Here is a 22943-nt window from a genome sequence, read left to right as displayed (position 1 = left end):
TATGAAATCGCTGACGCTGAAAAGCCGCTAATCTGGGGAAAGGACATAATTGGCCCCATACGCGTGACTCACTTACCCGCTTTCAAGCTGCCGGCCGAGTCCTCGAGAGATCCAATGGCCCACCTCAGAAGGGAAGGTCGCCGCTGTCTGAGGTGGAGGTAAATCGATCTTGGGAGGCGATAGGTAATAGAAATCCAAGAAACCACCAATACTAAAATAGTGTATTCATGAAACAAACAAATTACCAGCTTTATGATTTTTTGGATTTTGACCCGGAGATGGGGGAAGATTATCCCAAGCGCCTGTGGAGAGCAGGGAGGCCCCTATCCATCGATAAGCATGGCCTAGGTGTCCGCATAGTGCTGCCTTTCCATTGTCAGGTCCTCTCCCACGATATTCAGGCGGACGCCTCGGTGGAGATCAGAGAATATGCCTTTATCATCCGGGCATATGGGGATAATATCCTAAGACTTATCACAGAGCTGGGAGCTCAGGCGCAGGAGTCTTCGCCCATGCTGGATATGGCAGAGGACTTAGTGGAAACTTCCCTTGACTTCGAGAAGTCTAATGAGGAATGGCTGATAAAGGATCGCTCAGGGAAGAAGAGGGCCTTGATCCAGCTGTCCGAGCCAGAGATAGACTGGTGGAGTGACCTCCTTCCTGCCCCGGAGCCTGGATTTCAGGTGAGTTTTTTTCCTGATGGAAAGCGAGAACTCCGTCTGAGTGCCGCAGATCAGTTTTTTCCTGCAAGGGTGGATGCTATGGGGCTGGCGATGATTAGTGAAGAAGGCCAGGCTAGGCAGCTGACGATGTCCTTTGAGATCGGAGCGGAGGAGTGCTTTGCAGGGACAGGCGAGCGCTTTGCCAAAATGGATCTGGCGGGCAGGACTTTCCAACTGAAGAACCAGGATGGGCAGGGCGTCAACAGCCGCAGGACCTATAAGAATATCCCTTTTTTCCTATCTAGCAAAGGCTACGGAATATTCATGCACAGCAGTGCCTATGGCAAGATTTCTCTGGCCGACCACAGCAGCCGCTCGGCGCAGCTGATGGTGGAGGAGCCCTTGATGGATTTATTCCTGATCGGAGCAGATCAACCTTCAGAGATATTACGGCATTACCGCAGGATCACTGGTTTTCCTAGCCTGCCTCCTTTATGGAGTTTTGGACTGTGGATGAGCCGCATGACTTATTTCTCTGCTGAGGAGGTGGAGGAGATCTGCCAGCGGCTGAGAAAGGAAAATTTCCCCTGCGATGTGATCCATCTGGACACCGGTTGGTTTCGTACCGACTGGCTCTGCGAATGGAAGTTTAACCCAGAGCGATTTCCAGATCCTCGGGGATTTATCAAGACCCTAAAGCAGCAAGGTTTTCGGCTGAGCCTATGGCAGATGCCTTATATCGCCGCGGAAGCTGAGCAGCATGAGGAGGCGAAGAAAAATAATTATATCGCTCCGCTCAAAAAGAATAAAACGCAGGGAGGATCCAACTTCAGTGCCTTGGACTATGCGGGTACCATAGATTTTACCTCGCCGGAAGCCACCGAATGGTATAAGGGGCTGCTTCGGCAATTGCTGGAGATGGGGGTGGCTTGTATCAAGGCGGACTTTGGTGAGGAGATCCATATGGAGGCGGATTATGCAGGTCTTCCTGCTGAGCAGCTGAATAATCTCTATGCGCTGCTGTATCAGCGGGCGGCCTATGAGGTCACCAGAGAGATGAATGGCGAGGGCCTGATATGGGCTCGGGCGGGCTGGGCTGGCTGTCAGCGCTATCCTGTACACTGGGGAGGTGATGCGGCGGCAAGTTGGGAAGGCATGGCTGGATCACTTAGAGGAGGTCTTCATTTGGGGATGTCAGGCTTCGCCTTTTGGAGCCATGATGTGCCGGGGTTTCACGGTCTCCCCAATTTTATGAATTCCATCATTCCTGATGATCTATACCTCCGTTGGACACAGTTTGGGGTGTTTTCCTCACATATTCGCTACCATGGTACTGCGAAGCGGGAGCCCTATCACTATCCTGAAATAGCGGATCTCATTCGGAAGTGGTGGCAACTGCGCTATCAGCTCATCCCCTATATCCTGGACCAAAGCGAGAAGTCCATTCACTCAGGCATGCCCTTATTGCGGGCAATGGCACTGCACCATGCCGAGGACCATTGCTGCTGGCATCTGGATGATCAATATTATTTCGGAGACGAATTGATCATCGCCCCGGTGATGAATAGTGATCATAGTCGAAAGGTGTATTTGCCCGAAGGGACCTGGGTACATTTCTTTACAGGACAAAGGCAGGAAGGCCCCTTATGGCTCAAGCTGGAGGGGATTCCACTTGGAGAAATGCCGGTGTGGATAAAGGAGGGAGTGACGATCCCTGTCTATAATGAGGAGGTGAGCTGCACCGATGATATGGACTTGGCCCATACAGACCGCTTGTCGATCGATGGGGAGTTTCGGGGGATATGGAAATAATAATTATTCAGGCGAAAGCCTAAAGAAAAGGGCTAAGAGGCGATATGCTAGGCCTCGCAAAGACAAAAAAGATGACGAAAGAAGGAAAATTACGACTGGGAATACTGGGCTTGGGAGAAGGGCGAAGTACCATCTCTGCGGCCATGCACAGTGATAAGATCGCCTTAGTCACCATCTGTGACCGCAATGAGGAGGTCTGCCGACAGAGATCAAAGGAATTTGATTTTCCACATTATACCACGCGATATGAGGAGATGCTGGAGGATCCATCCATCGATGCAATAGGCATCTATACCCCCGATAGGCTTCATGCCGAGCATATCAAAATGGCACTGGAGGCAGGGAAGCATGTGGTATGCACCAAGCCTTTGCTGGATGATCTTCAGGAGGCGAAGGCCCTGATAGAACTGCAGCGGAAATCAGGTAAGCGCCTATTCGTGGGGCAAAGTAGTCGGTTCTTTGAGCCGATGAAGCGGCAGCGCGCGGATTATAATAAGGGTTTGATCGGGGATCTGATTACGGTGGAGGCCTATTACCATGCGGACCACCGATGGTTTTTGGAAAAGCCCTGGGCCTTGGAGCCTTCATTTAAGTGGCTATATGGCGGATTAAGTCATCCCGTGGATTTTATCCGCTGGTACCTTCCCGAAATAGTAGAAGTGATGGGCTATGGCATGCTCAGCGCCAATGGACAAGCAGGTGGTCTGAAAAACCCTGACACCATGCATTTTATTTATAAGTCCAAAGACGGAAGAATTGCCCGGGTATCGGGAGCCTATTCAGGTCCGGTGCAGCCGGCACTTCGAGACAGTGAGATGAGCTGCATTCTTCGCGGAACCACGGGGAGCAGCCAAGGAGATTATATGGAATTGCGCTATGCCATTACCGATCAGTCAGGGGAGGAGCAGCTGGTGACCTGGGAGCATAAGTCGAAGCATTACTTCAGATTTGAGGGGAAGAGTCATCATGCGGGAGAGTATAATAATTACCTCGAACATTTTGCAGATAGCATTAAGACTGACTTTGTGGCCTATCCCGATCTGATCGAGGGGGTCGGCACCATCGCTCTGCTGAAGACCATGGAAAGGAGCTTGCAGTCTGGCAAGCCCGAAAAGGTGGCGGCAGTCATTGAGGAATATGGCCTGGAAGCCTTATTGGGAAAATGAATTTTCACCATTGCGCCCAGCAACAGAAACGAATAAAAAAACACTAAACACTTATCACAACCAATTAACCAATAATTCAGATGAACACTATTTTATCAACAGAACAATTAAAGCAATTTCAGGAGGAAGGCTTCTGCATCGTGAAGAACGTCATCCCTGTAGCGCTGCTGGAGCGGCTGAAAGACGAATGTCAGCGATTTATGAAGGAGAAAGACGATGAGATGGATCGAAAAGGCGTGGAGGTCGATGAGATCAATCATAAGGGAAAGCGGTATTTTATTGCCTTGAGGTATAAGGATAGCCAGACCATGCAGGAGCTGATTTTTGGGAAGGAGCTGGAGGAGATAACCCGCAAAATCCTTGGTGAGGAGGTCTATTTATTCCTGGAGCAGTTTGTGGTAAAGGCCGCAGATAAAGGGATGACTTTCAGCTGGCATCAGGATTCGGGTTATTTGGATTTTGAGCACAAACCTTACCTTTCTATCTGGTGTCCGCTGGACGATGTGACCGAAGAAAATGGCACTGTTTACCTTCTTCCCTACTCAGATGCAGGGACTAGGGACCGCATAGACCATCGCCTTCAGGAGGGGACAAATGACAAGATTGGGTATTTCGGTGAAAACCCTGGAATACCGGCAATTCTAAATGCTGGCGATGTAGCCTTATTTTCCAGCACCTGCTTTCACCGCAGTGGCTCCAATCAGACAAATAAATCCAGGCGAGTATTGCTCATCCAATATTCTGCGGAACCTATCCTCAAAGCAAGTGGAGAGCCTCTATATTGGGCGGAGCCCTTCATCCAGCAGGGCGAAAGAAAAAAGGAAGTTCCCGCTTAAGTCCGGCCTGATCCATCCCGGCGTCAGGCTGGAGGAGCATGGAGAGCCATTTACTCCCAGACAGGTCGGGATGCTAGCTGAGGGCATATGATGCTCAGCATTAAATTTTCGAATGAATTGATTCCCCAAAATACCTATGGAAATACACGAAATACTACAGCCACTGGACTTTGCGGTGGTGGGAATATACCTGGTGACGCTAATCGCTATTGGCTATTGGGTGAGCTTCCGCAAGCAGCCCGCCAGCGGTGAAAACCTGTTTTTGGCGGGCAAGTCACTGCGCTGGCCGAGCATAGGATTTACGATGTGGGGGACCAATGTGGGGCCTTCTATGCTGATCGCCTCAGCGAGCATAGGTTATACCACAGGGATCGTGGCGGGGAATTTTGCCTGGTATGCATTTATATTCATTTTCCTGCTAGCGGTGGTCTTTGCCCCGCGGTATCTGGGGGCCAGGGTGCAGACCTTGCCCGAATTTATGGGGAAGCGTTTTGGGGATTCCACGCAGAATATCCTGGCTTGGTACACCATTGTGACGGTGCTGATCAGCTGGCTATCCTTGACATTATTTGCAGGGGGGATACTGGTGCGTCAGATGCTTGACTTGCCGCTTTGGATATCGGTGATATTGCTTCTGGCAATAGCCTCTTTTTTTACCATTGCCGGAGGCCTGAAAGCCATTGCCTATACCAATGTGTTTCAAATGGTTTTATTGATAGTGGTATCCTTGGCCCTTACCCTGACGGGTCTGTATCAGGTGGGAGGAGTTGGCGAGCTGATTGCACAGACTCCTCCGGAATATTGGAACCTGCTTCTACCGGCAGAGGACCCTAATTACCCCTGGGTGGCGATTGCGCTGGGATATCCGGTGATGGGGGTGTGGTTTTGGTGTACTGATCAGTCCATGGTGCAGTCTGTCTTGGGTGCCAGGAATCTCAAGGAGGGTCAGTTAGGCGCCAACTTTACCGGCTGGCTGAAGATTTTGGATGTAGCCTTATTTATTCTGCCAGGGATCATGTGTTTTGTGCTTTTCCCTGATTTGGAGGATCCGGATGAGGCTTATATGACTATGGTCACCTCGCTTTTTCCGGTGGGAATGACGGGGCTGGTGATGGCTGTATTGATTGCTGCATTGGTCAGTACAATTGACTCCGCCCTGAATGCCCTGAGCACGGTATTTACGATGGATATATATGTAAAGAAATATAGACCTGCGGCCAGCCAGCAACAGATCATCCGCATGGGCAGGGTGGTGACAATACTGGGGGCTATTATAGCGGTATTTATTACTCTGGCCATCGATAGCATCCAGGGGCTAAATCTCTTCGATGTCTTCCAGTCTATTTTAGGATTTATAGCCCCACCGATGTCTGTGGTGTTTCTCTTTGGTGTATTATGGAAGAAGACCACCACGAAGGCAGCCAATAGTATTCTGCTCTTTGGGACCCTGTTGAGCCTGACGATTGGAGTGGGCTATTTGTGGGTTTTTCCGAATGCGGAATATACCTTTTGGCCACATTTCCTGCTGCTTTCATTCTATATTTTCGTGTTCTTAGCCGCCTTGATTGTGGTGATTAGCTATATCGATCGTAATAGAAAGAACTTGTATATAAGTACCCTGGATTTTGGGACTATCCCCAAATTACCAAATAAGGTCAAGTGGCTTTGGATTGCTTTGATCACCGTGATGGTGGGGATGTATTTGCTGTTTAATGGGCATTAGCAGGATGCTTTATTAATAATTGAAAAAGGGTGTTTTAATGGTGGGAAGGTGCCCCGTGAATCAGGGCGATCCTTGGTCAGACGTGCATGGATAGGGCACAGATTCAGCTTTCATAAACCTCTGCTTAGCAGATGGGACCAGGGGCACAGCATTACTCATTATTTCACCCAAGCCGAAGCAGGAATGTACAGGATAAAGGTTTGTCATAATCCTTGCAGTTTTAAGAGAATAAACCAATTAGCGCAATGGAAACCCGAAAATATACCCTTCTTATTTTACTTTTTATGATGTGTTTTGCTGCTTTGAAGGTGCAGGCACAGGAAAAAGCTCCCACAGCCACCTGGATATGGTATCCTGGAGATTATGAGATATGGCTTAGCAATAAGATGCAGGCCCGCAGGACGGAGCGAGGTGCCTTCCTGCCACCATTATGGCGGTATTATAGTCCCTATGCAATGGTGACTTTCAGGAAGGACTTTTCTTTGGAGAAAGAGGAGGAGCTGCAGATTTTCACTGAGGGGCAATATAAGCTTCAGCTGGATGGAAAGCAGCTGCATGGCAATCCTAAAACGGTGAAAATTCCTGCGGGAAATCACAGCCTGGTGATCAAGGTGTATAATCAGGAGCAAGTACCCTCGGTGTATATTCAGGGCTCGCAGCTGGTGACCGATTCCTCCTGGCAGGTGACCTATGAGGATAAGGAATGGATCGATGAGACTGGAAAGGCCTCCGATCAGTCCGGCACCAATTGGGAGGTGGTGGGCTCCTGGGATTTTGACAGTCCGCAGGACCTTCCTTCACAGTTCCGATTGGCCACGAGCCCGCACTATGCGACTGATAGGAGAGCGATAGGTCAGGGAGAGTTGGTGGATTTTGGGAGGGAGACTTTTGGATATATACAATTTCACGGCTTGCGAGGAAAGGGGAAAATCAACCTTTATTATGGAGAATCGGAGGAGGAAGCCTTGGACAGTGTCTATTGTGAGACACTGGATTATTTACGTTTTGATGGCAGCCAGGAGGAGGCCTATATGGTGGAGAGCTCCAAGGCCTTCCGCTATGTGCAGCTGCAATCCGAGGGAGCGATCAGCTACGATTCGGTATCGATGCATTACGAATACCTTCCGCTGGACTATCGTGGGGAGTGGAATAGCTCCGATGATTTGCTCAATGAAATTTGGGAGGTTTCTGCCTATACCATGCATTTGAATACCCGTGAGTTCTTTCTCGATGGGATCAAAAGAGATCGTTGGATCTGGTCTGGCGATGCCTATCAGAGTTATTTGATGAATTATTATTTATTTTTTGACAATGCCTCGGTGCGCAGGACCTTATTAGCCCTTCGGGGCAAAGACCCCATTTCCAGCCATATGAATACCATTATGGATTATTCCTTTTATTGGTTTGTGGGCATATATGATTATTATTTATACTCAGGCGATAAGGAGTTTATCAGGAATTTTTATCCCCGAATGGTGAGCATGATGGAATTCTGCCTCGATCGGCGCAATGAAAATGGCATGATGGAAGGCCTTCCTGGTGATTGGATATTTATCGATTGGGCAGACGGCTTGAGCAAGCAGGGAGAAGTGAGTTTTGAGCAGATGTTATTTGCCAGAAGCCTGGAGGCCATGGCTGTCAGCGCAGAGATCGCAGGAGATGAGCAAGGCAGACAGCGATATGGGGCCTTGGCGGAAGAAATGAAGGAAAAGCTTTTTGAGGTGTTTTGGTCAGCGGATCGGCAGGCCATGATGCATCAGCGAGTGGATGGGCAGGTGCTGGACCAGGTCACCCGCTATGCCAATATGTTTGGGATCTTCTTCGATTATTTTTCTGAGGAACAAAAGCAAGCGGTGAAGCAATCCGTGTTGCTGAATGATAATGTACAGAAAATCACCACTCCATATATGCGATTTTATGAGTTGGAAGCTTTATGTGCCTTGGGTGAGCAGGAGTTTGTCCTGGAGGAGATAAGAGATTATTGGGGAGGGATGCTTGATCTTGGCGCTACCTCATTTTGGGAGAAATATGATCCAGAGGAGTCAGGAGAGGAGCATCTCGCCATGTATGGCCGGCCCTATGGCAAAAGTCTTTGCCACGCCTGGGGTGCCAGTCCGATCTACTTATTTGGTAAGTACTACCTCGGCGTGAAGCCCCTGTCGGAGGGCTATGGCCAATACGAGGTACGCCCCAATCTGGGAGGGTTGGAATGGATGGAAGGGAAGGTGCCCAGTCCTGAAGGGGAGATTGCGGTGTATTGCTCCAGGAAAGAAATCAGGTTGTCTGCCGATCAGGGTCAGGGCCTGCTGATATTCCACAGTAAATCCAAGCCCAAAACCAACACAGGATCGATCAAAGACCTAGGGGAAGGCGTATACGAATTGTCGATTTCTCCCGGAGTGGAATATACCGTTCACTATAAAGCCATACTGTAAAAGAGACGCTGGAAGGCTTATCCGATGGATACAGAAGGCGAGGGAAGTTGTTTGGCCCTGCCAAAGAAAAACCATCATTAATCATCATACATCACAACCTTATCAATAATGATTCATTCGAACGATATACTAAGATCTATAATAGGTTTGATAATGCTATTGAGTATTCAGCAGCTCCATGCCCAGGAGACGGAAATCCAGTACCTGTCAGGGACAGGCTATCAGGACACCAAGGAATGGGAGTTTATGGTGAGTGGCGGGAGGAATAGTGGAGAATGGGGAACCATCAATGTGCCCTCGGTATGGGAGCAGGAGGGGTATGGGAAGTATCAGTATGGGATAAGATTTTATGGGAAGCCCTTTCCGGAGGGCATTGCCGACGAGGTAGGGAAGTACAAATACTCCTTTTCGGTGCCCCGAGATTGGGAGCAGAAGCGGGTTTATATTGTCTTTGATGGCTCGATGACGGACACCGAAGTGCGTGTGAACGGCCGCTCTGCGGGGGATCTTCATCAGGGGGCTTTTTATCGGTTTAGGTATGATCTTACTGATTTATTGAAATATGGTGAGGAGAATCTATTAGAGGTTACGGTAAGCAAGGAGTCCAGCAATGCCAGCGTGAATCTCGCGGAGCGGAGAGCAGATTACTGGAATTTTGGGGGGATTTTTAGACCTGTATTTCTGGAAGCCTTGCCGCCAAAGCATATCACAAGGACCGCGATCGATGCGCAGGCAAATGGCGATTTTCGGGCGGAGGTATTTCTAGGAAATGCGGCATCTGCGGATCTTCGGGTGATGGCCGAAATAACCAATGCGGCGGGAGAAATCATAAGCAAAGAACTGTCAGCATCAGTAGTTCCCGGTGGGGATAAGGTGGTGCTGGAGGCGACTTATGAGGATATAGCCCAGTGGACGGCGGAGACGCCTGACCTGTATCAGGTGAGATTTGGCCTGTACCAAGAGGAGCAGCTGATCCACGAGGTGGAGGAGCGATTTGGCTTCAGGACTATTGAGCTGAGAGCCAGCGATGGGATTTATATCAATGGGCAGCGGGTCCTGATGAAAGGGGTAAATAAGCATAGCTTCTGGCCAGAATCCGGGCGTACTTTAAATAGGGACTTAAACTATGCTGCCGCAAAATTGATAAAAGAAATGAATATGAATGCGGTAAGGCTATCTCATTATCCCTCAGACCCTGAGTTTCTGGAAGCGTGTGACGAGCTGGGATTGTATGTATTGCATGAGCTAGGAGGATGGCATGGGCATTATGATGAGGCGGTGGGAAGGAAGCTGGTGCAATCTCTGGTGACCAGGGATGTGAATCACCCCAGTGTGATATTCTGGGATAATGGCAACGAAGGTGGCTGGAATAGTGAACTCGATACTGAGTTTGCCAAATGGGATCCGCAAGACCGGCCGGTATTGCATCCCCAGCAGCTTCTCAATGGCGTGGAGACCATGCATTATCGCTCTTATGGCGAAACGCAGGAGTATTTTAGAGGGGATTATATTTTTATGCCCACGGAATTTTTACATGGACTGTATGATGGCGGCCATGGAGCAGGCTTATACGATTACTGGGAGATGATGCGTGAGCACCCTCGCAGTGGCGGCGGCTTCCTATGGGTATTTGCAGATGAGGGTATCGCCCGTACCGATCAGGACGGGAGGATAGATAATCAAGGGAACTATGGTGCAGATGGAATAGTCGGGCCACATCACGAAAAAGAAGGCAGCTTCTATACCATCAAGGAGGTCTGGTCTCCGGTGATGGTGATGGAGGAGGATAAGATTCCCAATGATTTTGAGGGCAATTTTAAGGTCGAAAACCGATATGACTTTACCCATTTAGATGAATGTACTTTCGAATGGAGCCTAGCAGAGTTTTATGGTCCTCAAGAAGGTAAGAGTGGTCACAAAGTCATCAGTACCGCCAGCATTGCAGGGCCGCCAATTGCTCCGCACCAATCCGGTGAGCTGCACCTTGACCTACCCTCCAACTGGAGGAAAGCCGATGTGCTTTATTTGACCACTAGGGACCCCAATGGGCAGGAGCTATGGACCTGGCATTATACCTGGGACAAGGAGTTGAATTACCTTCAGGCAGGAAAGGGAGCCGTCAAGGCTAGCGAGACAGAGACCAGCATATCCGTGGAGTCAGGCTCTCTGAGTGTGACTTTCAGCAAGGAAACGGGGCATATTGATCAGCTTACCGAAGCGGGAAATGTCATTTCCTTTGGCGGTGGACCGCGCTTCATTGCCGCACGCCGAGGGGATAGGACCTTGGATGGGACGGTGGACCCGCAATTTGAGAAAGGTATGGATAGGGTGTATAAGGAAATCCCCCTAAGTCAACATTTAATTTCTATTGCGCTCAGCAAGGAGGAAAACAGCGTACAGGTGAAAGCTAAGTATTTTGGGCCTATGCAAGAGGTGCTGTGGACCATTATGCCTGGAGGATTGGTGCAGCTTGATTATACCTATGAATATAATGGGTCGGTGGAGCTGATGGGCGTATCGTTTGACTATCCGGAAGAGAAAGTAAAATCGATACGATGGCTGGGAGAAGGCCCTTACCGAGTATGGCAAAACCGAATTCACGGGACCAGGCTGGACGTCTGGGGAAATGACTATAATGACCCCATACCGGGTGAGTCATTCACCTATCCAGAGTTCAAAGGCTACTTCCATAATTGGCATTGGGCGGCCTTCCAGACGGAGGAAGGGGAGATACTTATGGCCAATGAAAATCCATCTACTTACCTCGGGGTATATAGCCCTCGGGATGGTAGAGATGCATTATTATATACTTTGCCAGATACCGGATTGGCGATTTTTGAGGTGATCCCCGGGGTGAGGAATAAGGTGAATGCAACCGACCTGGTGGGGCCTTCTTCGCTGCCAAAGCAGGTTTCGGGCACCTCTAAGGGGCGAGTATATTTTACGTTTAAGGCCAGGTAATTTTATAGAATAAAACAAAACTAATGATGATCAGAAACACTAATGACGGCAGCCAGCGCAAGCCCTATCTGCGCGTAGATATGAATTATGGTGGCTGCAATGATCTTCCCCCATTTAGTACAGGTCCTGAGGCTGATGATGCGTCCAAGCATAAGGAGATAAAGCAGGCAGGATTTGGGGGGATTCAGGATGGAGAGCCCAATAGATGCAGGGATTTGGCGCTGGGCTTATCTGCGCATGCTAGGATGAATGCCGTGGGGGAGCTGGACCTTCTCCTGCCAAAGTGGGTCGATCAGGGGTATGACTGCGCCACCTTGCATGTGGGATGGGGACTGGAGTCAGATTTGGAAGTGGGGCATTTGGTGGATTATATCCTAAATAGCTCAGTGAAATATGACTTTCCCCTGTATATCGAAACCCATCGAGCTACCATCACCCAGGACATGTGGCGAACGGTGGAACTGGTGAAGCGTTTTCCTGAGCTTCGTTTCAATGGAGATTTTTCGCATTGGTACACGGGCCAGGAGATGGTGTATGGAGGTATCGAGAGCAAATGGGAATTTATCCAGCCGGTTTTTGAGCGGGTACGCTATATGCATGGGAGGATAGGGAATCCCGGATGCATCCAGGTGGATATTGGTACAGGAGAAGCGCTCAGTTACGTGGATCATTTTAAAGAAATGTGGAAGCGGTCTTTTCGAGGATTTTTGCAATCTGCGGGGCCTGGCGACTTTATCTGTTTTGCGGTAGAGCTTCTCCAGGCTGATATCTTCTATGCCAGGACCTTTAAGAATGCCGATGGCGATGCCCAGGAAGAAGGCGATCGCTGGCAGCAAGCCTTACGCTATAAGCAGCTGGCCGAGGAATGTTGGGAGGAAGTGGTGTCCAGCCCTTTTGACTAGCCTAACCTATATGGTTTTGCTAACCTACTTTACTCTACTAGAGAAAGTCTATTCCTATTTTTTTATACTAGTTGCTTAAGCTTGTTTTAGGTAAATTTTGATGGTTATAATTGATTAATAATGGCATTGATATTTTAAATGAGTATAGTTCAATGTAATTATAGGGTTTTATTTTTTATTAACCTTAAATTAATTATAATGACCATTCTTTCGCAGAAACTTCCCCAAAAGTGAGGGTCATGCCCTTAGCTCTGAATAGTTTATCTTTTTGTAATGAGATGATTGGTGCTGGCTTTTGGAATCATATGATTTAAGTTTATTAAAAATAGTAGGCAAGAAAATGCTAAGGTTGAGAGATGGTAGAGGGATTTTTATATTCATCGTCTTCCTTTTGATTGGATCCATAGGTTAAGTTGTGTCAGGAAGGCTGGAGACACTATTGGTAATTAATTAACTAGTATGAGACTTATATCAGTATGGATAGTTTTGATTTTAGGTTCTTCTTGTGGTCTTTCCGAAACGGAAGATTATAATAGCAATTATAAAATCGAGAGTTACAATTTAATCATTGATAGCTTGGCGACATTCGATTTTGAATTGTTTCAAATTGTGAGGGATGGCAATGATGAATACCTGTATGTCTTAAATAAGCACAATAAGACAATTGATATTTATGATATTGAAAAAGGAAAAATCAGAAAAAGAGTCAACCTTGTTAAGGATGTGAGATATTCTGGCTTATCTAAAAATTACTTTTACGTAATTAACCCGGACTCTATTTTGCTTATCCCGGCTTATACTCTTCGAGGAACAGTTTTGATAGATTCAAATGGAAATGTTCGACATAGATATAATCCAGCACTTCCTGTCGATGTTGAATTTCCAAATTTAATAAATCATTCTTCTAATCCATCACGTCCAAATTATTATAGAAATGGGAAATTGTTTCTTGCTCATTTGACCTTGAGGAACACCACATTTCTTAAGTATTCTGAGTCAAAAACATACACAGATATTGTATTCGATATGGAAGTGGACTCCGTATATTTTAATGAAAAAATGACCTATCCATCAGAATACGTAAACAATTCATATATAACTCTTCACGCTGTGAATTATAGAGTTTTGACAAAAAGCAATAAGTGGGTTTACTCGTGGCCTGTTCTAAATGAATTATTGATATACGATAGTACATACAATTTGATAAATAAGACCAATGCGGGAAGCCGCTATTTTTCAGGACTATCTCCTGTTATAGAAAGATTCCCAGTGGAAAAGTACTTAGAGTATTATATAAGTAATACATCTTATTCCAGAATTATAGAGGATCACATAAGAAATCGTTATTACAGATTTGTAATGAGAGGAAGGTCAGGATTCAATTATGAGAGTGATTTAAATATGTCAAGTGAGGATAAAAATGAATTCTCCATTATGGTGTTTGATGAAAATTTTAACCTTATTGACGAATACGATTTTCTAGGTAAAACATACAATATCTATGGCGCATTTGTGGGCGAAAGGGGCTTATTCATTCCCAAAAATAATTATTACAATGAGTATGTCTCCGAAGATACATTGAAGTATGATATTATCAATTTCTAAGTCTATTTGGCTATGTGGGTTTATATTTCTTTTGTTATTAGGATGTACAAATAGAAACGAGGTAAGTAATGAGGTTAATATATATAACCTCTTAGATCATTTTAACTTGCCTAAAACTGGAAATTATGTTTTGTTGGATTTTGACGGATGTAGTGGATGTTTAGATTATAAAATTAATGCAGTTAATACTTTTGTGACAAAAGATTATACGGTTTTAATCACCTCCATAAGTAAGCGAAAAGTCGAACTGTCTATTGTTATTTCCGCAAAATTAGTAATAAAAAGAGAGTTTAAAGTATTTGAACGATTGTTTTCAGAGATGTGAGGATATATGAATTTAGGGATAAAGGTTTTATATATGAAGAAATTTCAGTTACTGACTTTTTGTAGTATGGTGTTTTGGGCTTCCTGTGAATCTAATATTCCAGATATTCATATACATACTATCGAATATAAAGATTCCATAGAGGTTACACCTTTATTTGACCAATTAAATCAGATTTACTCCCCTTTCTTTGATTACTTTAACCGTAAATATTTCTACACTGATAAAGGGTTTTATCTAGGTATATTGGGTATAGGAAAGGTATATATGTTGGCACAGTATGATAGTGCTTTGGAAACCTATAAAAATGAAATAAAGGAGGTCAGAACTGGAGATAGATTTGTTTATGTGGGTAACACACATGATATAGGGATTAGAGGCGAAACAATTTTTTCTACCTATACAAATAAAAACATGTACATTAAAAAGCATCTTTCAGCATCTAATAAGAAAGAATTGATCTTGAGTTTTTCAGGTGGTGCTAATGTGTCTAATTTCTTGGTTACAGATCAAAATGCTATTGTGATGTCGGACATTAATCCCACAGATCCTTATAATTTAGTGTTTTATATAAACGATACTTCTCTAAGAAAACCTTTTAAAAGACTGTTTGTATCACCTGGGAAACTATTGACCGATCGCTTTTTTGAGTTTGATGTTTACAATAATGTAATTTATTACTGCAAAGGTGAGAATGTGCTATATAAATATGATTTAAAAAAATCCACCTATGATTCGATCGTTTTTGATCTCCCAAAATTATTTAAGGAAAGAATAAAGATGCCAGTTCACGAATTTGAAATGACCCAACTTTCCTTTGAGAAAATATGGAAATATAAAAATGATCTGACTCGGGGGATTGAGGTAACCCATGATGCCATATATTTAGAACATATCATTTTTGACCGGGACGTGGTGAAATCTTCCAAAACATTCATTCATAAGCTTGATCATAAAGGAAGTACAATTGGCTTGGTCGCATCCGAGTCGTTCTTACATTTTGATAAGAAGGGAAATTATTTTTCAAGCATAGAAAGAGACAGTTCCATTATTCTTAAAATTAATCCCGTTAGTGATTTGTTTGAGTGATCAGAAGCGAAGGATGTTTTCTTTTAGTTTATTAAAAACAAGGCTAAGAAAATGTAACCGTGCAAATATTAAATATTATTGCCGCTTTAATTTTAGAAAATAACATTGAGTTCAGCAGATCTCATGTAGGGATATATAAAAGGGGAAATGTAGGTGGATACCTAATGTCCTTCGAAAAGATACAGAATGAATAAAGATACTTCCAAAGTTGGGTAAAGCCTTACGCTAGTTGCTTGGATGGCATCGTGAGAATCCCTGCTCATAGATAAAATCATTAATCTAATAATGGATCTCTACCTATCGTAAATATCAAGGATCCACTGAGCGAATAGCCTTATGCGGATTAGGCTAAATTTTCCCATTGAAGGCGAATTATACGCATTATAAGGGCTTTACACTTTGATAAGTATGTTTTTAATAGGTATGAAAATTTTTGTTATTCTACAACTACAAATGGGAAAAAACTTCTTGCTTGTGTATCTGAATCATCAGAAGTTTCAAATTCGGAAGCGGTATATTTTACGAATAAATGATAATTAAGAGGAATACCGGAATTTACCAAAGTAAAGCTTGGTCCAACTCCAGCAATTATATGTTTATATCCAGAGGGGGCTTTTACAACTGTAGCAATTGAGGAAAAGTCTGACATAAATGAAATATTATAAATCCCTGGCTTTTTCAAGATTATTTTCCCTTTATATATATACGTGTCACCTGTAAACACAAGCTTTAATTCTCCTCCTCCTGCTCCAAAAGGATAAATTCCTCCAACCTGATTAATAAATTTAAATGATTGAATTGAGCCCGGTTGTCCAGCTAGTGGCTGAGTTTTATCTTTGAGCTCAACTATTCTTACGGAAGTGCCAAAATCATAATCTTCAAATAGGTATTGTACGGTTTTATCTTTGTCAGACAAGATTTTGGGGAAATTTATATTGACATAGATTGTATTACCAACTTTGAAAATCTCCTTTTGGGGTATTACATCTATTGGTAATTGAAAAGCCTTACTCAAATACAAGGTGTCATCATCCTCACATGAAAATGAAGCCAAAATTAATACGAGAAGAAGCTGGGCTAGTAGCCCAGCTTTTTTAACTATAGCATTAGTACCCATAACTTTGAATCAATTGGTTTACTTGTGTAATTTGTAGATTGTTGTTTCTTTTCAAAAGGTCAGTTTTAAACTGCCCAACTGATAGCACACCACCATTTAGACTTTGGAAGATCATAGCGGGAGTATAGAGATTGACGTTGTCAATAACACCTGTACTTGTTGGTTCACCTGTATCTGTGAGATCATAATAGAGACCTCGAGGTATCCAATAACTTGAAATTGAAGCATCAGATGGTTTCTGCAATTCTAAATTATCAAGTAACCTATTAGCTATAAGTTGGGCATTACTATTTCCCGTAAAACTTCTGTAATGAAGGCTTCCATAAAGCCCGCCTATATAAGCACCCCAGGCTTCTGCTACTGCTATTCGTCCGCTTCCACTACTATTTTTATTGCCATACCCTCCATTAGCTACTATATAAGAGATGTAATCAATCCAATAATTGTTCCCTACTAAACTATAATGTTCTGCATGTGCCATTTCATGATAAATGGATTCTTTTATCTGGGCAGCATTCATAATGAGGTTTGCACTATTGCTGTATCTAAGTGTGATGTCAGGTGATAAATTTTGCAAGATTTTTTTTGCAGCGACCGCTATTGGGCCTGTACTTCCCAATAAATAAAAATCAATTGCACTAGATAACAAGGAAGTATTAAATACTGATCGAAGCATAGGGGCAGATGCTGATTGAGTTATTCGAGATGAAACCCAGATATTTAGTGAGGAAGTACCCCATCCAGAGATTCCTAATTTTCCGTTTCTTGAATCTATGACGGTATTCCAAGTGTTACCTGCTACCCATTGAGTGGCAGCATTTGTGTTTGCATTTGAATTATAAGGGAATGTGTACGATACGTTTTGCAATTGAGAAGTACTAAATTCGCCTAAAGTCTTTTTAATAGGAATTGCAAATTGCCAGAATTTCCATACATTATTTATCCCTCTGAGTTTCGTGGATCCATCTGTAAAGTGTACCGAAACGATTGCTTTTTTACGATAGTTAACGGAAATGGAATATTGTCCATTAAAATTTGTTAAAGCTCTTCGAAGTTTAAACCATCTTCTTGTTTTAACCAAAACACGTTGTAATGGTATATCTACGTTAATAGAATTATCTTTAACTTTAATTGTGCCAGCAACTGTGTTGGTAGAACTAATTCTTGCTTTTTGCTCGGTAGGATTGATAATTTCATCCTTATTCCCAGACAGTTCCATCATTAAATTGTAAAGGTCGAATCGATCAATCCCCATTTTGTCTAGATTTTTTGAAGCTTCCGTTGTATTATTAATCATTGTTTTCCTGGCTTCAGGACAATCTGCTTTAATATCTGTTGGATCTATACAGCTAGGATAGGTTGGATCCCATGGGTCTGCATCTTGAATATCCCCATCATCTTCATTATATAAATAAATTTCAGAAATTAAGTCATACGGAACATTAATAGTTATAGGATATTGGTAGGGTACCAAAGTGTAAAAGGGGGTGATTCCATCTTGACCAACTCCTGGATCATGATAGTAATCACCTACAAATTGCACGTCCACATCCAGAGGGTAATCCCATAAATCATAGTTGGTAAGGTCTAATGCTGCAAGCTGGTCGTAATTTTGAGGTCTGAATTTTACGTAACGGTGAGTTGGGGTCAAATATGAAGAGCAGTTTGAACAATTAATTCGACGGTTTTCTTTTTGATACTTTTTTTCTAAGAGATTCAATGCGGACTTTACATTTTCAATTGTAAATGGATTTCCTTTTTTTTCTCCTAAGACCATAAGACTTTCAGGATCTCCTTGTCCTGTAACTTCCTCCTCTATGGAAAGCAGCGGCGGAGAATCCTCAATCGTACAAGCACTGATCAAGATAAAGGTCAAAATAAAATAATTTCTAAGGGTTTTCATAATCAAAAGTTTGTAAGGTTTAAATAGTTATTTTGAATTTAAATACAATTTTTAATTTTACTATTATTTTTCTAACAATAGGTCAAAATAATTTTTTATTTGCTCTATATTTTTGATTATTTATCGGAACTATCCGGCCATCTATGATTATGATTTAAAATTTTGAGGGTAAATATTAAAAGTACTCTATTCCTGTTACTTTAAATATGGAAAGGTAAGAAGGATATAAGTGAGATTTTAATGTGACTTTGGATCGCCGCAGCAATGGTCAGATATGCCAATGGATATAAATATCAATGTATATACTTTTTCCGTGATTTCGAGCCTAAAGCTTTTCCTGCAATGGGGGTGGAAGATTGCCCAATTCAAGACAATGAGGGAGCCTAGCTATTAATCATATACCTTCCATATTTAAGTACAACATCGAATCTTTCCCCTTTTCTTAAAAATTTCATGGAAATACCTATCTACCGATTCTTATATCAAAGCAGCTCATTACCTCTATGTTAATCATTCCTTTACCGTCCATTTAGGCATAGGAATGACAAAAGCGCTTCCATTCTTGATTCTTCCAGTTAGGAGGATTCGTTTTATGCCGATGATATTTTTCACTCCTTTTAGAGAAGGTACTAAGGTAAGTGAATGAGTATAGGGCCACTAGTGTGTAGGAGCGAGTGGATAAACAAACAAATCCCTTGGCCAAAGTAGAGAGATTTGCGCTTACGCGTAGAGACACCACGGTCACGGGTTAGTCCGATGCAGTTTCCCTATGGTATTGGTGTGTTTTATAGGTTTTGGCTTAAATTTATTATTTTAACCAAAATCATTTTATTTCTTTAATGGAAAAGAGTAGTATTAAATATTAAAATAGCGCTAGTGTGGCGGCTATGAGTGTTGGTCTTTTCCAAAGTTTTGATACGGAGGCGATGGCTATGTGTTCCTAACTACTTAAATAACTGGACTGGTTTTGCTGCCTAAACCAGGAACAAACTGATCGAAGAACTAAATAATATGAAACATCTTTTTTTAAGAAATGAGACGGAATGTGCCAACATCCCCATAGATGCGATCCTTTCATTGGAGGTGAAGGACTATTTTTTAGTTTGTCATACAGCATGTGGAAGAAGCTTTTCCTGTTGTAAGGCCTTAATTCAAATAGAAAATTTACATCTCCCATATTTCGTAAGGATCAATAGAAGTACAATTATTAACATACATAAGATACAATTGGTAAATTTTAAAACTAGGGTTATTGAAATAAATGAGTTATTATCATACCAGATGGCCTTTAGAAAAATAAATTTGGTTAGGAAAGCAATAAGGGAATTTGAATCAAATACATGAAGATTTAGGAAGTAAGCAATTCTATCCAGGAGACGGCTTGGTGATTTTTGGTGAGGCACATAGTGGTAGCACTTGGTTAATGGAGCTTCTAAGCTTTATTCCCAGTTCCATTATTAACTGGGAACCATTATATTACATAGGGGAAAGAGTAGTAGTTCCAACCAGATTTAATTGGGGGGATCGCCCCAAAATTCCCCAGAATGATACGGTTGAAATATATAATGATTGTGTCAGGGTTATATTATCTCTCCGGAAATATTCTGATTGGACGATTGGATAGAATACTCCAAAGGAGTTGTTAAATTTTAAGCTCGCCTGACCAAATTTGTCTGGGCCAACTTGCTGATTCCTGGGATGTGCGAAAGCATCAAGTTTAAGTATAGACCTTTGCTATTATTGAGGCACCCAATTGACACCTGGCTTTCCCATCTTAGGGCATTTGGAAGCGGAACCGATTTCTTTGGAGAGATTCCGTTGGGGATCAATAACAAGCGCATTTTTGGCGCATCAGGAAATTATGAATCAATCACAAAATGATTTGGAGTATAGGATCCTTCTCTGGTGTATCGTATAATATGCCAGGGTTGGAAAATCCAAGTTTACATGACTTGGTGGAAGTGGTTTATTATGAAGACCTCATTATCGACCCTCGAAAACAGCTCTTTTCAATTTTAGGGTGGATTATACCATACGAGCACATTCCAGTACCAATGACGCTCATTCCTTTTAGGGCTCCAAGTGATACTCACCTACAGGGCCGGAAAACATCCCTGTTAAGTAACTTTACAAAAATATTGATGCACTGGATTATAGTCAAAAGGAGCGGATTCAGATTGTTTTTGAGTCCTTTTAGAATCTATAGTAAATTATCTTTAGGATTGATCTAAACCTGGTGTTAACCTGGTTTAGATCATAAAATTGACAATTATACATCCCAGTAAGACATCGAGGCATGTTATTGTCCCAGAGGAATGATTATGATACGGACATTGTGAAAAGGCGTGAAACAATCTCATTAGTAGCGGATTTTCAAAGCTTCAGTTTGGTAAGTATTGCTTTGTGTCTGCTATGATATTAGATAAAGTTACCGGACTGGCTATAATTAAATCTGATTCTTTACGCTTACGAATTGAAACACTACGTTCACGGGTTATTTTGATACAGTTTCACTATTGCTTTGGTATATTTTATAGGTTAAAACTGTAATTTAATCTTTTAAGCAATAATGAATTTTAAAATGAAAATAAAAGAGTATTACCAAGGGTAGCATTGGCCGAGAGTGTGGCGGCTATTGGAATCTGTGTTTTTCAGCCTTTTGATGCCGATGCTAATACGACAGGTGGAGTTGGTACCGTTTCTTGTGAAATTGAAAAGACATTTTCTCTTGAGGTTGTTGGCCTAGGCCGTGTACCGTCTAAGGTATGCAGCTGCCTGTGGATGAAGGTGTTATAGTTGCTGTAACCTAAATTTTTGTTAACTGGAGATAGAACTGCTAAATGTGAACCTGAGCCTGAGGCCAACCCTAAATTATTATTTTCATCTGATGGGCCATTTCATTGAATAGTTCCTTGAACTGGCCTTTTTTAACCAATATAATCATGAATTTACGTCTACTCAACGTGTTATTTAGTTTGACTATCTTGTTTTCCTGTAAAGAGAGCAATATGCAAGAGAATACTTTTCAAGAGAATAGTATCAAAATTAGTGATGTCAAAACTTATAATGAATTACTCCTCGACAACGCTTATGATATTGAGCTTATTCCGCTCAGCTATAGTGGCTCAGAAAGCATAATAATTAATATGGAGAACCTTTACTTTTTTGATTCCGCCTATTTCATAATTGACTCAGGACCGAGAGGGGAACATTCTATAAAAAAGTTCACCCAATCTGGAAAGTTTGTGAAAGCGCTAAATCACCTTGAAAACAATTTTCAAGAGTTGCCAATAGAATTTGTTTCTTCATTAGGCGTCAAGCACTTGATGGCGTTGGACAAATTAAATAATTTTTATATCCTAGATAAAGACCTGAACATTACCTTTCATAAGGAGCTTCCCTTCAAGGCAGAGAAGGTGAAAGAATCAGATGGTAAGCTTTTTTTCTTTGCTAATAAGAGAGCAATCAATCAACAGCCAGACTCATTAATGTATAATTTCATTGTTACTGATATGGAGGTCAATATTATTAACAAGTTTGATCCGTTTACTATTTCCTCCCATTCCACGAATGTAACTATTTCCACTACGAATAGTTTTACCAATACCGGACAATTACTATGGGTCAATGCGATAAGCGACACTATATTTAATATTCAGGAAGATGGTATGCATCCAGCATTTAAAGTTGATTTTCAAATTCCCCCTTTTAAGAAAAAAGATTATCCTGAGGTGAACCCAGGATCCTTATATCCTATGCTTATTGCTGATTTCAGTTGGGGAATTTCCGATATCATAAAAACAGACAGTTATTTGTTTTTTATGTTCCGAGAAAAGGGCAGCTTAAAACTAATCCTATTCGATGCTAAGAGCCGTCAATCCTATACCATTGAAGAGAGCAGCGGAGATACAGTACAAGATGTTATACCATGGCCCAGAACTTCGCTAAATAATGAACTTTATGGATGGATGGGAGAAAGAAATATTGCCTGGGTAGACAATTGGAATGAAAGGGACAAAAATAGTATTTTAGTGAAAGTTCATAATCATGTTAAGGAAAATATAAATCCTGTATTAATAAAGTATAAATTTAAGTTATGAAAGTACTTTTGACATTATTTCTCCTACAACTGTAGATTCTCCCTTCCTCCGATAAATTTGAAGTATTTTTCAATCAAAATACAACAAAAATAACCTAACAGAATATATAAAAAAGGCAAATGAAATGGATATTGAGATTAAAGTACTCTATTCCTGTTACTTTAAATATGGAAAGGTATGGAGGATATAAGTGAGATTTTAATGTGACATTGGATCGCCGCAGCAACGGTCAGATATGCCAATGGATATAAATATCAATGTATATACTTTTTCCGTGATTTCGAGCCTAAATCGTCCCCTGCAATGG

Annotated in this window: 13 protein-coding genes; 11 read left to right on the top strand and 2 right to left on the bottom strand. The window is 42.5% G+C overall.

What is annotated here, in order from left to right:
- Positions 1–227: 227 nt before the first annotated feature.
- The 9 genes from B050_RS0117875 to B050_RS0117830 all read left to right on the top strand — a co-directional run bounded on the left by B050_RS0117875 (position 228) and on the right by B050_RS0117830 (position 15516).
- Positions 228–2474, top strand: coding sequence for a glycoside hydrolase family 31 protein (locus tag B050_RS0117875; protein ID WP_018475328.1), 2247 nt, complete (start codon positions 228–230; stop codon positions 2472–2474).
- A gap of 71 nt (positions 2475–2545) precedes the next feature.
- A complete protein-coding gene (locus tag B050_RS0117870; RefSeq protein WP_018475327.1) occupies positions 2546–3640 on the top strand; it encodes a Gfo/Idh/MocA family protein in 1095 nt (364 codons plus the stop codon).
- A gap of 80 nt (positions 3641–3720) precedes the next feature.
- Entirely contained in the window at positions 3721–4476 is a 756-nt protein-coding gene (locus B050_RS0117865; protein WP_018475326.1) for a phytanoyl-CoA dioxygenase family protein, read from the top strand.
- A 136-nt stretch (positions 4477–4612) separates the two neighbouring features.
- The gene (locus B050_RS0117860; RefSeq protein ID WP_018475325.1) at positions 4613–6199 is read left to right on the top strand and encodes a sodium:solute symporter; all 1587 of its coding nucleotides are present in this window, start codon (positions 4613–4615) and stop codon (positions 6197–6199) included.
- 245 nt (positions 6200–6444) lie between these two features.
- Entirely contained in the window at positions 6445–8634 is a 2190-nt protein-coding gene (locus tag B050_RS0117855) for an alpha-L-rhamnosidase-related protein (RefSeq protein ID WP_018475324.1), read from the top strand.
- Positions 8635–8787: 153 nt separating this feature from the next.
- Entirely contained in the window at positions 8788–11595 is a 2808-nt protein-coding gene (locus B050_RS0117850) for a glycoside hydrolase family 2 (RefSeq protein WP_018475323.1), read from the top strand.
- A 23-nt stretch (positions 11596–11618) separates the two neighbouring features.
- Complete coding sequence (locus B050_RS0117845; RefSeq protein ID WP_018475322.1) at positions 11619–12497, top strand: hypothetical protein; 879 nt, start codon at positions 11619–11621, stop codon at positions 12495–12497.
- A 459-nt stretch (positions 12498–12956) separates the two neighbouring features.
- The gene (locus B050_RS0117840) at positions 12957–14102 is read left to right on the top strand and encodes a DUF4221 family protein (protein WP_018475321.1); all 1146 of its coding nucleotides are present in this window, start codon (positions 12957–12959) and stop codon (positions 14100–14102) included.
- 358 nt (positions 14103–14460) lie between these two features.
- The gene (locus B050_RS0117830; protein WP_157492886.1) at positions 14461–15516 is read left to right on the top strand and encodes a hypothetical protein; all 1056 of its coding nucleotides are present in this window, start codon (positions 14461–14463) and stop codon (positions 15514–15516) included.
- 436 nt (positions 15517–15952) lie between these two features.
- On the opposite strand, the gene B050_RS0117825 is transcribed toward B050_RS0117830, so the two are convergent.
- Positions 15953–16633 (bottom strand): hypothetical protein, encoded by a 681-nt coding sequence (locus B050_RS0117825; protein WP_018475318.1) that lies wholly within the window; start codon positions 16631–16633, stop codon positions 15953–15955.
- Positions 16623–18536 carry a hypothetical protein gene (locus tag B050_RS0117820; protein ID WP_018475317.1) on the bottom strand — a complete coding sequence of 638 codons (1914 nt, stop codon included), beginning with the start codon at positions 18534–18536 and terminating at the stop codon, positions 16623–16625. Before B050_RS0117820 ends, B050_RS0117825 begins: the two co-directional genes overlap by 11 nt.
- A 1011-nt stretch (positions 18537–19547) precedes the next feature.
- Between B050_RS0117820 and B050_RS23815 the strand changes: the two genes are divergently transcribed.
- Together B050_RS23815 and B050_RS0117785 are read left to right on the top strand one after the other, a co-directional pair.
- Positions 19548–19880, top strand: a complete 333-nt coding sequence (locus B050_RS23815; protein WP_018475315.1) for a LytTR family transcriptional regulator DNA-binding domain-containing protein — start codon at positions 19548–19550, stop codon at positions 19878–19880.
- A 1598-nt stretch (positions 19881–21478) separates the two neighbouring features.
- Positions 21479–22636 (top strand): hypothetical protein, encoded by a 1158-nt coding sequence (locus B050_RS0117785; protein WP_157492885.1) that lies wholly within the window; start codon positions 21479–21481, stop codon positions 22634–22636.
- Positions 22637–22943: the final 307 nt, after the last annotated feature.

This window comes from Echinicola pacifica DSM 19836, assembly GCF_000373245.1.
GTDB lineage: Bacteria > Bacteroidota > Bacteroidia > Cytophagales > Cyclobacteriaceae > Echinicola > Echinicola pacifica.
The sequence above is the reverse complement of the archived record's forward strand: the minus strand, read 5'-3'. Positions and strand labels throughout refer to the sequence as shown.